Below are 14,356 nucleotides of genomic sequence, written 5' to 3'. Positions count from 1 at the left end.
CCTTTCCTCAAAACGATATAAATTCCCAGCCGACCACGAATTTTTTTCTTATATCCGGACGTTAAGGGTTATCCCTTCCCCTGATCAACCCGGGCCAATCCCCTTCAATCATCCCCGCCATTGCTGGCGCCCCGCGCCTCGGACAGCGCAATCGTCAGATGCATGACCTTCTTTTTCAGCTGATCGCGTTCTTCGGTCACGCGCGCCAACACTCCGCGCAAGCGGGCCACCTCGGCGGGCAGATCCGCGATGTGCTCGATGGGGACTTCGGGCGGGGCTTCGCGCGGCGGCGGGGCCTTGGCCAGACGCACTTCGCGGGCGGCCTGTTGCAGCTCTTTCTTGCCGCCGGCCACCGCCGCGGCCTGACGCTCGGGCGGCAACGAGGCCACCGCCGCCGCCGCGTTGATCGAAATGGCGCCCTCTTTCACGGCGCGCACCAGTTCGGGCGCGGCGTCCTTCTGGATTTTTTCGATCTGGCCCAACGTATTGCTGCTGATGCGCGCGGCGCGCGCCAACGCCTGGCGGCTGGGCACGGGCGGCGTCCACGAGATATTGGGCGGCAGGCGCGGCGCGCCATCCACGCTGGGCGGCGCGTCGGATTCGTCCCAGGGCGGGGACCCGTCCTCCGCTTCGCCTTCCGGCGGCGTCGCGGCTTCCGGCGGCGTGCGCGCCAGCAGGATTTCTTTTTTGCGCAGCGCCAGCACGCCGCGCTGGAAGTCCGACACGCTGCGTCGGCCCAGGTGGTTTTCAATCATCCACAGGTGCACGTCTTCCATCGACTTGAACGTGGTGTTCTGACGCGTCTGGAATTCGATGCCGTGCTTCTTGCACAAGGCATAACGGTTGTGGCCGTCCACCAGCAGGTCGCCCCACAGCACCAGCGCATCGCGGCAGCCCTCGGCAAGCAGGCTGCGCTCCAGTGCCTCGTGCTCGTCTTCGGTCAAAGGGTCTATATAGGCGCGCAGGCCCTCGTCAATCCTGATTTCCATGGTGTCCAATTGGTTTATCTTGCCAAGCAGTGCTACGTCAGCCCCTGGCCACGCAGCAGATCCTGAACCGCCGCCAGCCGTGCCACCGGGTCCGCAAGGCCCAGCAGCCGGGCCTTGTCGTCCGGCGGCAAGGGCAGCAGTTCGCACCAGCGATCCGCCACCCAGCCGCTGTCGTCCAGCCGGAACGGCGGCGCAAGCGGCATCCTGTCTGGCGGCACGCCCTCTTGCTGCCATTGCGCCACCAGCCGTCCCAAGGCATCGGCGCTGGGCTGCATGGACGCCGGCACGGGCGTGGGCGGGTCGTCGGCGATGGGCTCGGTCTGGCCCATCCACAGGCCGTATTTTGCCACCTTGCTGGACAACAGCCGGAACCGGCTGCCGCCAATACAGCGCACTTGCAGCAACGCGGGCATGGGCGCCTCCCACGCCACCACGCGCGCCAGCGTGCCGACCGGCGCCAGGGTCTCAACGCCCTCTGGCGAACGCACTTCGCTACCAGCCAGCAAACCCACCACGCCAAACTCGCTGCCCTCCGCGATGCAGCGGCGGATCATATCCAGATAGCGCACCTCGAAGATGCGCAGGTGCAGCACGCCGGCGGGAAACAGCGCGTTGGATAAGGGAAACAGCGGAATCAGCGCCATGGCCGGCTCCTATTTGATGTCGAAGGCGGCGTCCACCGGCACCTGCATGGCCGTCACCATGGCGTTGGTCTGCGCCGCCATGCCGATCACCGCCAGCAATTCGGCGTGCTGGCCGGGGGTCATTCCCTTGGCCTTGGCGGACGCCGTATGCGAATGCACGCAGTAAGAGCAGCCGTTGGCCGTGGACACGGCAATGTAGATCATCTCGCGCACGAGCGGCGGCAATTCGCCCTCGGCGACCATGACCTGTTTAAGCTGCGACCACACGCGCTGCAATTGCGCCGGGTCGTTGGCCAGCGCGCGCCAGAAGTTGTTCACGAAGTCCGACTTGCGCGTGGATCGGATGTCTTCAAACACCGCCCACGCTTCGGGGCTTTTGCGGACCTCGTCGTCCGTCAGCAGTTTTACCGTGCTCATGTCGCCATTCCTTTATGAAGCCGCCCGGCATCCTTCCCAACCGGCTACAGTGCGTAGGTTGCCGGGCCGTGCGGTATTGCGGGTCGGGCCTTCCATCATAGTGCGACGGCGTTTCTTGCAGCTGTCCGCCGTAGAACCAGGAACCATCATGCCCCAGCTATCCGCCTATCTCAGCTTTGACGGCAACTGCGCCGACGCCATGCGCTTTTACGAGCGTGTGCTGGGCGGACGCCTTGACGCCCTGATCCGCTACGCCGACGCGCCCGCCGATGCCGCCATGCCCGCCCTGTCCCCCGAGGACGCCGACCGCATCATGGTCGCCCGGCTGGCGCTGGACGAGCAGACGCTGCTGGGCAGCGACGCCACCAGCGGCCACCCGTACACAGGCAAGAAAGGCATGGCGCTGGCGCTGCTGTACCCGACAGTGTCGGATGCCCAGCGGGTATTTGACCAACTGGCCGAAGGCGGCAACGTAACCATGCCGCTGCAAAAAACGTTCTGGGCCGAGGCATACGGCGCGCTGGTGGACCGCTACGGTACGCGCTGGATGGTCAGCGGCGGCAAGATGACGCACTGATCCGCAGCGGCGCGCGGGCGGACGCACCGGCGCACGGACGCGCGAAGGCACCCGTACGCCGGCACCGACGCCATGATCCTGGCCGCAGGACCGCCGGGTCGCCGGGCCGCCGGCCGGGGCCGCCTTTGATAAGTTTTGCAATTGCCCGCCGAGCCTTGCAGTACTCTGGCAGCGCGCCTTTTTACAGGAAGCGCCCGCCATGACTTTTCTAGCCAGCGCCACGCTGCTTCGCCGCCGAGACGGCCATGAAGCCCGCGTCACCTTCGTCGAGCTGTTCTTTGACCTGGTCTACGTCTTTGCCGTCACCCAGCTCTCGCACAGCCTGCTGCATGACCTGACCTTGATGGGCGCGGTGCACGCGCTGGTGCTGTGGTTCGCCGTCTGGCTGGGATGGCAGTACACGTGCTGGGTCACCAACTGGTTCGACCCCGACGCCATCCCCATGCGCGTCATGCTGTTCGCGGTGATGCTGGTCGGCCTGATCGCCGCCGCCGTGCTGCCCGACGCGTTCGGGGAAAACGGGCTGATCTTCGCCATCTGCTATGCCTTGATCCAGGTCGGGCGCACGGTGTTCATCGTGCTGCACCTGGGGCGCAACCATCCGCTGGCCGACAACTTCCGCCGCATGCTGGGCTGGCTGTGCATCTCGGCGGTGTTGTGGATCGCGGGCGGCCTGGCCTCCGGCGAGGCGCGCCTGGTGCTGTGGATAGCAGCCGTGGCCTGCGAATATATTTCGCCCATGTTCGGGTTCCGCCTGCCCGGCATGGGCCGCTCTTACACCAGCGACTGGACCATCGAGGGCGGCCATATTGCCGAACGCTGCCAGCTGTTCGTCATCGTGGCGCTGGGCGAAACGTTGTTGATCACGGGCGCCACGCTGGGCGACCGTGGCCATTGGGACATCCCCACGCTGATCGCGCTGCTGGCCGCCTTCCTGGGAACGGCCGCCATGTGGTGGGTGTATTTCGACACCAGCAGCAAGGACGGCAGCCACGCCATCGTGCATTCCAGCGACCCGGGCCGCATGGGCGCCATCTTCCACTATGTGCACGTGATTTTGATCGCTGGCGTGATCGTGTCGGCGGTGGCCAACGAATTGGTCATCCTGCACCCCGATGGCCGCATCACCACGCCGGCGGCCGCCGCATTGCTGGGCGGGCCGGCGCTGTACCTGCTGGGCAACGGCATCTACAAGACGGTGGTGTACGCGCGCTTTCCGTTATCGCACCTGGCCGGGCTGGTATTGCTGGCGGTGCTGGCGCCGGTGTCTACCGTTACCGACAACCTGATGGTGGGCGGGCTGACCACGCTGATCATGGTGTTGGTGGCCGTGTGGGAAAGCGTGTCGCGGCGCCGGGCGGCCTCGCCCGTCACCGTGTAGCCGTCCGGTACGCGAGCACTGGCGGGGCCCTTGCGACGAAGCTGTCGCCGCACAGACCCGCGCGTCCACCGATGCCGCAACGCAGCGTCACACGCCCGGGCGATGCAGCGCCAGCACCTCGTGCAGCGACTGCGCCGCGCGTTGCAGCACCGGCACGGCGCGCAGCAAGTCATCCAGCATCACGCGCGCCGTGGGCGCGTGGCAGGCCACCGCCGCCACCACGCGGTCCTCGGCGTCTCTTATCGGCACCGCCACCGCGCTCATGCCGCGCACGAATTCCTCGTTATCGATGCCGATGCCGCGCGCGGCCAGGCGCTCCAGTTCCTCGTCCAGCTTCGTCGGGTCCGTGAAGGTGCGCGGCGTGTTGCGCGTCAGCGGCAGCCGCGCCAGCACCCGGCCTCGTTCCAGCCGGCTCATTGACGCCAGAAACAGCTTGCCGCTGGCGGTGCAGTGCATCGGCACATGGCTGCCCACCGCGAAGAACAGCCGCAGGGGCTCCGACGTTTCCACGCGTTCCATATAGACCACGCGGTCGCCGTCAGGCGCGGTCAAGTTGCAGGTCTCGCCAAGCGTGCCCACCAGCTGCGCCAGCACGGCACGGCAGGCACGGGTGAACGCCGAGGCGCTCAGCGTGGCCAGCGCCAGCGATGTGGCTTGCGGCCCCGGCACATAGCCCTGCTCGGTCGGCGTGGCCGCCACGAAGCCGGCGCGCTGCATCGCCGCCAGCAAGCGCATCAAGGTGGTCTTGGGCATGTCCAGCCGCTGTGCCAGCTGCGCCAACGTGGGCGGATGCTGGGCGCGCGCAAGATGGTCCAGCACCAGCAACGCCCGTAACGAGCGCGCGGCCTCTTGCTGTTGATGTTGGTGCTGCCCGGACGCCGGATGCCCGGACGCCGACGGCTCCGGCGCCGATGCTGCACTGCGATTTTGAAACCGAAGTTGCATGTTCCGTTCCATTTGTCCGCCCCCACGCGTGTTGTGCTTTGTTGTACGCGCCTGCTTCCTAGAATCGCCACAGATGCCAGCCGGGTGCGCAACGCAAACCGGCCGCATCAAACCAGTATATAAGTGCGTCCCGCCGCGACAAGCAGGGAAAACGCGCCGTCACCATCGCTTGCGAACACGGTGACGTCAGTCGCGACGGCGATGCGACGACAGGGAGACAAGGCGATATGTCCGATACCGTGGATGTCATCGTGGTGGGCGCCGGCTCGGCCGGATGTGTGATGGCCAATCGGCTTAGCGCCAATGGCGCGCACGCCGTCTGCCTGCTGGAAGCGGGCCCCCGGGATACCTACCCGTGGATCCACATCCCCATCGGCTACGGCAAGACCATGTTCCACAAAGTGGTGAACTGGGGCTACTACACCGACCCCGATCCCAACATGCTGGGCCGGCGCATCTACTGGCCGCGCGGCCGCACGCTTGGCGGCTCCAGCGCCATCAACGGCCTGATCTACATTCGTGGCCAGCGTGCCGACTACGACGCCTGGCAACGCGCGGGCAACCCCGGCTGGGGCTGGGACGACTGCCTGCCCTACTTTCGCAAACTGGAAGACAACGACCTGGGCGCGGGGCCGACCCGGGGCGTGAACGGCCCCTTGAGCGCCACGTCCATCAAGACGCCCCACCCGCTGGTCGAAGCGATGATCGCCGCCGCGCGGACGATGGGCGTGCCCCCCGTGCAGGACTTCAACACGGGCGAGCAAGAAGGCGTGGGCTACTACCAGCTGACCACGCGGCGCGGCCGCCGCTGCTCCACCGCCGTAGCCTATCTGCGGCCCGCGCGGGACCGGCCCAATCTGCGCGTGGAAACCGATGCGCATGCCATGGCCATCCTGTTCGAAGGCGGACGCGCCTGCGGGGTGCGATACCGGCAAGGCGGGCAAGTGCGCACGCTGCGCGCGCGGCGCGAAGTGGTGCTGTGCGCCGGCGCGCTGCAATCGCCCCAGCTGCTGCAACTATCCGGCGTGGGCCCGGCCGCGCTGCTGCGCCAGTTCGGCATCCGCGTCGTGCGCGACCTGCCAGGCGTGGGCGAAAACCTGCAAGACCATCTTCAGATCCGCCTGATCTACGAAACCACCCGGCCCATCACCACCAACGACCAGCTGCGCAGCCTGCACGGGCGCGTGGGCATGGGCTTGCAATGGCTGCTGTTCCGAAGCGGCCCGCTGGCGGTCGGCATCAATCAGGGCGGACTGTTCTGCCGGGTCGACCCCGCCAGCCGCACGCCGGACACGCAATACCACTTCGCCACCTTGTCCGCCGACATGGCCGGCGGCAAGGTACACCCCTTTTCCGGATGCACGTATTCGGTCTGCCAGTTGCGCCCGTCTTCGCGCGGTTACGTGCGGCTGCGCGCGGCCGACCCGTTCGAACCGCCGTCGATGCAGCCCAACTACCTGTCCACGGAATTGGACCGCCGCATGACCGTGGCCGCCGTCAAGCATGCGCGGCTATTGGCCGCAACCGAACCGCTGGCGTCGCTGATGAAGCGCGAATTCCGGCCCGGCCCCAACGTACGCACCGACGACGAGATCCTGCATTTCTGCCGCGAATACGGCGCCACCATCTTTCACCCATCGGGCACCGCCAAGATGGGTCCGCGCAGCGACCCGCTGGCGGTGGTTGACGAACGCCTGCGCGTGCACGGCGTGCAGGGCCTGCGGGTGGTGGACTGTTCGGTGATGCCCACGCTGGTATCGGGCAACACCAACGCGCCCGTGGTGATGCTGGCCGAACGCGCGGCGGATTTCATGCTGGAGGATTTCAAGCAGGCGCGGCGGCGGGCGGATCTGGTCGCTGCTTGATGTACTGGCGGCTGATCTTGTGGCCGCGCGCTTTAAGCAATCAACAAGGATGTGAACGACGAACCTGAAGTCAGACCGGCACGCGGGCGACAACAGAAGCGCCCCCGCCTTCACCAAAGGAGACTGCAATGTCCAAGCAAAACGAAGCCGCGGTACGCAAGGTCGTCACCGCATCGTTGATCGGCGCCACCATCGAGTGGTACGACTTCTTTCTTTACGGTGTCGTGGCGGGCATCGTGTTCAACAAGCTGTACTTCCCCACGGGCGACCCGCTGGTATCCACCATGCTGGCCTACACCACCTTCGCGGTGGGCTTTGTGACGCGGCCGCTGGGCGGGCTGATCTTCGGACACTTTGGCGACCGCATCGGGCGCAAGAGCATGCTGGTGATGACGCTGATGATCATGGGCGTGTCCACCTTCCTGATCGGCCTGGTGCCCACCTACGAAACCATCGGGCTATGGGCGCCCATCCTGTTGCTGCTGCTGCGCGTGTTCCAGGGCATCGGCCTGGGCGGCGAATGGGGCGGCGCGGTGTTGATGGCCTATGAATACGCGCCACCGGGCAAAAAGGGCTTCTACGCCTCGCTGCCGCAGATCGGCCTGGCAATCGGCCTGTGCCTGGCCTCGGGCACCGTGGCGCTCTTGTCCACCTTGCTGACCGACGAACAGTTCATGGCCTGGGGCTGGCGCGTTGCCTTCCTGGCGTCCGCCGCCATGGTGATGGTGGGCATGTACATCCGGCTGAACATCAAGGAAACGCCCGAGTTCACGGCGGTAAAGGCCAACAATGCCGAAAGCCGCATTCCGTTTTTCGACATGCTCAAGCGTTACCCCGGCAACGTCTTCAAAGGCATGGGCGCGCGGTATATCGACGGCGTGTTCTTCAATGTGTTCGGCGTGTTTTCGATTTCGTACCTGACGCAAACCGTGCAGATCACGCGCACCGAGGCGCTGACGGGCGTGATGGCCGCCGCGCTGGTGATGTGCTTTTTCATTCCGTTCTTCGGCCGCCTGTCCGACCGCATCGGTCGCACCCGCGTGTACTTCTGGGGCTCGCTGATTACCGCGCTGGCGTCCTTCCCCGGCTTCTGGCTGATGCTGAACAGCCAGGGCAGCGTCATGCTGATCTGGCTGGCCATCATCATCCCGTTCGGCATCTTCTACGCCGCCGTGTACGGCCCCGAGGCAGCGCTGTTCTGCGAGCTGTTCGACGCCAAGGTCCGCTACACCGGGATTTCGTTCGTCTATCAGTTCTCGGGTATCTTCGCGTCCGGCATCACGCCCATCATCGCCACCGCGCTGCTCAAGACGGGCGGCGGGCAGCCGTGGCTGATCTGCCTGTACGTGCTGTTTGCCGGCGCGGTCTCGGCATGGTGCGCCTGGCTGATCGGACGCGGCAAGCCGGTGAGCGAAGCCACCGGCAACACGGCGCCGCCGATTCCCGGCGCGGGATGGCGCAAGGCGTGAGGACGGCGGGCGAACCCGCCGACACGTCAGGGCCAGCCGCCACCCAGCGCCTTGAACAAGGTCGCCAGCGCAATCTGCCGCTGCGTGCTGATGTCGATGTACGTCAACTGGTCGGTGAAGGCGCTGCGCTGCGCGTCCAGATAGCGCAAATGGCTGTCGACCCCGCCGCGATACCGCGCTTCAGACAAGCGCATCGCTTCCTGGCTGGACTCGGCCAAGGCGCGGCGCGACGCGGCCTCGCGTTGCAGGGTGTCGGCGGCGGCCAGGGCATCGGCCACTTCCTTGAATGCCGTCTGGATGGTGGCTTCGTACTTGGCCACCGCGATGTCCTTGCGCACCGTCGCCAAGTCCAGGTTGGCCACATTGCGCCCGCCCGAGAAAATCGGCAACGTGATCTGCGGCATGAACGACCACGCGCGCTGCCCGCCGTCGAACAAGTTGGACAGGTCCGCGCTGGACGAGCCGTACAGGCCGGTCAGCGTGATGCTGGGAAAGAACGCCGCGCGCGCCGCGCCGATGCTGGCATTGCGCGAACGCAGCTCGTGTTCGGCGGCCAGAATGTCCGGCCGGCGCTCCAGCAATTCGGACGGCGCGCCCGCCGCGATGTTCTGCACCAACACGTTGGACGTGGCCAGCTGCGCGGGCAGATACGGACGCAGGTCGTTCACGCCCACCAACAGGCCCAGCGCATTGCCTGCCTGGCGCACTTCGCGTTCCATGCGCTCGCGTTCGGCGCGCGCCTGCTCGGTCAGGCCCAGCGCTTCCTGATAATCCAGCGCCGTGGCGGTGCCGGCTTCGCGCCGCTTGACGATCAGGTTGAGCGACGCCTCGCGGCTGGCCAGCGTTTGTTCGGTGACCTGCATCTTGCGCATCGCGCTGTCACGCGTCAGATACGCCTGGATCACCTCGGCCACCAGGCTGATGCGCGTGGCGTGCGCGGTTTCCTCGGTGGCCAGATACGTTTGCAGCGCCGCATCCGACAGGCTGCGCACACGGCCGAACAGGTCGATCTCGAACGAGGTCAGCCCGATGCCCGCCTGATAGCTGCTCTGCACGGCGGAACTGCCCGTACTGTTCAGGTCGCCCGGCACCCGCTGGCGCGTGCCCGAGCCTTGCGCGTTGATACCCGGCAGCCGGTCGGCGCGCTCGATGCGGTACTGCGCCCGGGCCGCTTCGATATTCAACACCGCCTGGCGCAGGTCACGGTTGTTGTCCAATGCCAGGGCCACCAGCTGCCGCAACGCATCGTCGGTGACGAAAGTCTGCCAATCCAGCGTGCCGGCGGCTGAGGGGGCGGCATTGGCCGAAGCCCCGCCCGATGCCTGGCCAGCCGGGTTCCCGTCAGCCGGGAACTGGGTCGGAATCGGCGCGTCCGGCCGTTGGTAGACCGGCGCCATCGAGCACCCGGCCAGCGCCGCCGTCAAGAGCAGCGCGCCCAGGCTGCGGGGATAAAAAGTTTGCATCATCACGTTCACTCCTGGGTCGCGCGCTGGGCGGGCAAGGCGTCCGGGGCGGGCTGCCCACCTTTCTTGCGCAGCAGCGACAGCACCCAGACAAAGAAAATGGGCACGAAAATCACACCCAGCAAGGTGGCGGTCAGCATGCCGCCGATCACGCCCACGCCCAGGGCGCGCTGGCTGGCCGCGCCCGCACCGCTGGCCAGCGCCAGCGGCACCACGCCCAGGATGAACGCCAGCGACGTCATCACGATGGGGCGAAAACGCAGCTTGGCGGCCTGGATGGCGGCGTCCGCCAGCGAGTGACCCTGTTCAAGCAGGCTCTTGGCAAACTCCACGATCAGGATCGCGTTCTTGGCCGCCAGACCGATGATGGTGATCAGGCCCACCTTGAAGTACACGTCGTTGGACATGCCCAGCACCGTCACCGCCAACACCGAACCCAGCGCGCCGATCGGCACGATCAGCATCACGGACGCCGGAATGGCCCAGCTTTCGTACAGCGCGACCATCAGCAGGAACACCACCAGGAAGGCCAGCGCAAACAACATGGGCGCCTGCGCCCCGGCAAACTTTTCCTGATAGGACAAGCCCGTCCATTCGTAGCCGATGCCATTGGGCAATTCGGAAACGATCTTTTCAATGACGGCCATGGCCTCGCCCGTGCTGTGCCCCGGCATCGCGTCGCCCGCGATCTTGAACGCCGGGTAGCCGTTGTAGCGGGAAATCTGCACCGGGCCATTTTCCCAATCGGTCTTGACGAAGGCCGACAAGGGCACCATGCCGCCCGACTTGTTCGGCACGTTCAGCATCAGGATGCTTTCGGGCGTCATGCGGTCGCGCACGTCGGCCTGCACCACCACGCGCTGCAAGCGCCCGGCGTTGGCAAAGTCGTTGACGGTAGCCGAGCCATACGCCGACGAGATCGCGGTGCTGATCGTGTCAAAGCCCACGCCCAGCGCCTCGGCCTTCTGGCGGTCGATGTCCAGGCGCAACTGCGGCGCGTCGGCCAGGCCTTCCATCATGGCGTACGCGATAACAGGCGAACTGTTGGCCTTGGCCAGCAGCTGGTTGCGCGCATCGGTCAGCGCCTGGCGCCCCAGCCCGCCCCGGTCTTGCAGGCGCAGCGCAAAGCCGCCCGAATTACCCAGGCCGTCGATGGGCGGCGGGTTCACCGCCATGATCGAGCCGTCGTCAATCGCCGCGAAGCGCTGGTTCACGCTTGCGGCCACATCGGACGCGGCTTGGCCCTTGCCGCGCTCGGACCAGTCCTTCAGCGTGGGAAAGGCAATGCCCGCGTTCTGGCCGGTGCCCGAAAAGCTGAAGCCCATCACGGTGAAGGCGTCGCCCATTGCGTCCAGCGACATCAGGTGCTGCTCCACGTCCGCCACGACCTTGTCGGTGCGCTTGTAGGTGGCGCCCGGGGGCAACTGCACGTCCACGATGACGTAGCCCTGGTCTTCGGCCGGCACGAAGGATTCCGGCACGCGCACATACAGCACGGCCAGCACCGCCACGATGGCGACGTAGATCACCATGTAGCGGCCGGTGCGCTTGACCAGGCGCGAGTTCAAGGCTTCGAAGCGGCCGGTCAGGCGGTTGAACATGCGGTTGAAGCCGCCAAAGAAGCCCTTCTTTTCTTCGTGGTGCCCCTTGGGGATGGGCTTTAGGAACGTGGCGCACAAGGCGGGCGTGAAGGTCAGCGCCAAGAAGCCCGAGAACAGGATCGACACCGCCAACGACAGCGAAAACTGTTGGTAGATCACGCCGACCGAACCGCTCATGAAGGCCAACGGCAGGAACACGGCGGACAACACCAACGTGATACCGACGATGGCGCCCGACACCTGCTCCATCGCCTTGATGGTGGCCTCACGCGGCGGCAGGCCCTCTTCGGCCATGATGCGTTCCACGTTTTCGACCACCACGATGGCGTCGTCCACCAGGATGCCGATGGCCAGCACCATGCCGAACATCGTCATCATGTTGACCGAGAAGCCCAGCACAGACATCACCGCGAACGTGCCCAGCAGGCACACCGGCACGACGATGGTGGGAATCAGCGTGTAGCGGAAATTCTGCAAGAACAGAAACATCACCAGGAACACCAGCACCATGGCTTCCAGCAAGGTGTGCACCACCTTGGTGATAGCCACGCTGACGAACTGCGACGTATCGAACGGCACCGAGAATTCAACGTCCTCGGGGAACGAGGCGGACAATTCCTGCAAGCGCGCCTTCACGGCCTTGACCGTGTCGATAGCGTTGGCGCCCGGGGCCAGCTGCACCGCCGCGCCCACCGACTTCTTGCCGTTCAAACGGGTTTCAAAGTCGTAGCTCTGGCGGCCGACTTCCAGCCGCGCCACATCCGCCAGATGCACCACCGAGCCGTCCGCGTTCGCGCGCAGCACAATGTTGCCGAACTCTTCCGGCGAATCCAGCATGCCCTTCACCGCCAGCGTGGCCGTCAGCTCTTGCTCCGGCGACCCCGGGCGGCTGCCAAAACTGCCGGCCGGCACCTGCACGTTTTGCGCCGCGATGGCCGCGTTGACGTCCGCCACCGACAGGCCCACGCCCAGCAGCTTCTGCGGGTCGATCCACACGCGCATGGCCGCTTCAGCGCCAAAGAACTGCACCTTGCCCACGCCTTTGACACGGCGAATTTCGTTGTTGATGTGGCGCGCGGCGTAGTCGGACAAGCCCACCACGTCCTTGTGCGCGTCTTCGCCCTTGTACGTCAGGGCGTAGATCATCAGGAAGTTCGAGCTGGCCTGCTCCACCTGCAAGCCCTGCTGCGTCACGGCCGACGGCAGGCGCGCTTCGGCCTTCTTGATGCGGTTCTGCACGTCCACCTGCGCCAGGTCCGGGTCCATGCCCGGTTCGAAGGTCACGGTGATTTCAGCGCTGCCGCTGGAACTGCTGGACGACTCGTAATACAGCATGTTCTTGGCGCCGTTCAGCTCTTCTTCGATGACGCTGGTCACAGAATCGACCAGCACCGAAGCCGACGCGCCGGGATAGGTGGCGGCAATCGTCACCTGGGGTGGCGCCACCACCGGAAACTGCGACACCGGCAGCGACGGAATCGCCAACAGGCCCGCCAGCGAAATGAAGATGGCCACCACCCATGCAAAATTGGGGCGGCCAATAAAAAACTTGGACATGATTTACCTTTGGGTATGCACGCGGGGCACGGGCGGCTGCTTAGTTCGCGGCCGGGGCGGAAGCCGGGTCTGTAGCCGGCTTTGCCGCCGCGACACGTTCTTGTTCGGCCGCCGGCGCCACGCTGACTTTCTGGCCCGGCACGGCGGCTGACACGCCGCCCACGATGACGCGGTCACCCGCCGCCAGACCGTCGACGATGTGCCAGTCCGAGCCGCGCATCGTGCCAGTCTGCACGGGGCGCGATTCCACCACATCGTCCTTGCCCACCAACATCACCTGCGGCTTGCCGTCGGTGCTGCGCGTGACCGCGCGCTGCGGCACCAGGATGGCGTTGGGGTCCACGCCCTGCTGTGTTTCCACCCGCACATACATGCCGGGCAACAGCAACACATCGGGGTTGGCGAACTCGCCGCGCACCGACACCTGGCCGGTTGTTCGGTCCACTGCGATATCCGAGAACAGCAGCTTGCCGCTGCGTTTCTGGTCCGTACCGTCGACAGTGATCGAGATGCTTGCGCCCTCGCCCTGCCCCAGGCTGCCGTTCTGCAACGCCGCGCGCATGCGCAGCATGTCGGCCACGGGCTGGTTGAAATCGACGTAGATGGGGTCCAGTTGCTGGATCTTTGCCATGACGGTGGCTTCGTTCTGCCCGACCAGCGCGCCTTCGGTCACCTGCGCCCGGCCGATGCGGCCGGAAATCGGCGCCTTGACGGTGGCGTAATCCAGGTTCAGCTGGGCGGTTTCGACATCGGCCTGCGCGGACCGGCGCGCGGCCTGCGCGCTTTTCAGCGTGGTGGTGGCGGTGTCGAAGTCCTGCTGGCTGACGGCTTCGATCTTCACCAGCGGCGTATAGCGTTTCAGGATGGCTTGCGCGTCGGCCACGGCGGCATCGGCCTTGGCCAGTTCGCCCTGGGCGCGCGACAGCGCGGCCTTGAACGGCGCCGGGTCAATGCGGAACAGCACGTCGCCGGCCTTCACATCCGCGCCTTCCTCGAAGTTGCGTGACAGCACAATACCGGCCACGCGGGCACGCACTTCGGCCACGCGCACCGGCTCCACGCGACCCGGCAAGGTGCTGGACAGCGCGTAGCGCTGCGGTTGCACCTGCACCACCTGCACCGCGCGTGGCGTGTCGGCCTGGGCCTGGCTGGGGTTTTCACCGCCGCAACCGGCCAGGCCCAAGGCCATCGCCAACACCGAACCCAATACCGTCAAGGGCAAGCGCCGCTTCAATTGATTCTTCATTTTTTACCTTGCGCCCCGCGGCACTGTTTTTTCACCAAGCTGCGGATGCTACCTGAACGATTGATTTGAATCAATAAAGATTCATTTGATTATCAAAAGATCATTAAGAAGGTTTTAAAAGGCCTGACTTGTCAAAATCGCAAAAGTTTGCACAAGCTGAATCTCGCATGCTCCAATACGCGGCAATGGGGATTGGACACAC

The 14,356-nt window shown here is 65.7% G+C and carries 11 protein-coding genes; 4 read left to right on the top strand and 7 right to left on the bottom strand.

From position 1 onward, the window contains the following. Nucleotides 1-104: 104 nt before the first annotated feature. From YH64_RS26435 to YH64_RS26425, 3 genes are read right to left on the bottom strand one after another with little or no spacing between them, the layout of a single operon-like run. Entirely contained in the window at nt 105-989 is an 885-nt protein-coding gene (locus tag YH64_RS26435) for a hypothetical protein (protein WP_046807231.1), read from the bottom strand. Between the two features lie 32 nt (nt 990-1,021). Next, nucleotides 1,022-1,633, bottom strand: a complete 612-nt coding sequence (locus YH64_RS26430) for an LON peptidase substrate-binding domain-containing protein (protein ID WP_046807209.1) — start codon at nt 1,631-1,633, stop codon at nt 1,022-1,024. Nucleotides 1,634-1,642: 9 nt separating this feature from the next. After that, complete coding sequence (locus YH64_RS26425; protein WP_046807210.1) at nt 1,643-2,050, bottom strand: carboxymuconolactone decarboxylase family protein; 408 nt, start codon at nt 2,048-2,050, stop codon at nt 1,643-1,645. 148 nt (nt 2,051-2,198) lie between these two features. On the opposite strand from YH64_RS26425, the gene YH64_RS26420 reads away from it, so the two are divergent. Both YH64_RS26420 and YH64_RS26415 read left to right on the top strand, forming a co-directional pair. Continuing rightward, on the top strand, nt 2,199-2,627 hold the full coding sequence (locus YH64_RS26420; RefSeq protein ID WP_046807211.1) for a VOC family protein: 429 nt from the start codon (nt 2,199-2,201) through the stop codon (nt 2,625-2,627). Nucleotides 2,628-2,826: 199 nt separating this feature from the next. Continuing rightward, a complete protein-coding gene (locus tag YH64_RS26415) occupies nt 2,827-4,008 on the top strand; it encodes a low temperature requirement protein A (protein ID WP_046807212.1) in 1,182 nt (393 codons plus the stop codon). 87 nt (nt 4,009-4,095) lie between these two features. Here the strand turns inward: YH64_RS26415 and YH64_RS26410 are convergent, their stop codons facing one another. Further along, complete coding sequence (locus YH64_RS26410) at nt 4,096-4,965, bottom strand: IclR family transcriptional regulator (RefSeq protein ID WP_046807213.1); 870 nt, start codon at nt 4,963-4,965, stop codon at nt 4,096-4,098. A 215-nt stretch (nt 4,966-5,180) separates the two neighbouring features. On the opposite strand from YH64_RS26410, the gene YH64_RS26405 reads away from it, so the two are divergent. Further along, on the top strand, nt 5,181-6,818 hold the full coding sequence (locus YH64_RS26405; protein ID WP_046807214.1) for a GMC family oxidoreductase: 1,638 nt from the start codon (nt 5,181-5,183) through the stop codon (nt 6,816-6,818). Nucleotides 6,819-6,946: 128 nt separating this feature from the next. Further along, a complete protein-coding gene (locus YH64_RS26400) occupies nt 6,947-8,287 on the top strand; it encodes an MFS transporter (protein WP_046807215.1) in 1,341 nt (446 codons plus the stop codon). Nucleotides 8,288-8,313: 26 nt separating this feature from the next. Here the strand turns inward: YH64_RS26400 and YH64_RS26395 are convergent, their stop codons facing one another. Genes YH64_RS26395 through YH64_RS26385 form a run of 3 tightly spaced genes read right to left on the bottom strand, consistent with a single transcriptional unit; the run spans nt 8,314 to nt 14,154 of the window. Next, nucleotides 8,314-9,753: an efflux transporter outer membrane subunit gene (locus YH64_RS26395; protein WP_143215550.1), complete on the bottom strand. Its 1,440-nt coding sequence runs from the start codon at nt 9,751-9,753 to the stop codon at nt 8,314-8,316. 5 nt (nt 9,754-9,758) lie between these two features. Beyond that, nucleotides 9,759-12,908, bottom strand: coding sequence for an efflux RND transporter permease subunit (locus YH64_RS26390; RefSeq protein ID WP_046807217.1), 3,150 nt, complete (start codon nt 12,906-12,908; stop codon nt 9,759-9,761). Nucleotides 12,909-12,948: 40 nt separating this feature from the next. Beyond that, complete coding sequence (locus YH64_RS26385; protein WP_046807218.1) at nt 12,949-14,154, bottom strand: efflux RND transporter periplasmic adaptor subunit; 1,206 nt, start codon at nt 14,152-14,154, stop codon at nt 12,949-12,951. Nucleotides 14,155-14,356 lie beyond the last annotated feature (202 nt).

This window comes from Achromobacter sp. LC458 (genome assembly GCF_001005835.2).
GTDB classification, from domain to species: domain Bacteria; phylum Pseudomonadota; class Gammaproteobacteria; order Burkholderiales; family Burkholderiaceae_B; genus Achromobacter; species Achromobacter spanius_B.
The sequence above is the reverse complement of the archived record's forward strand: the minus strand, read 5'-3'. Positions and strand labels throughout refer to the sequence as shown.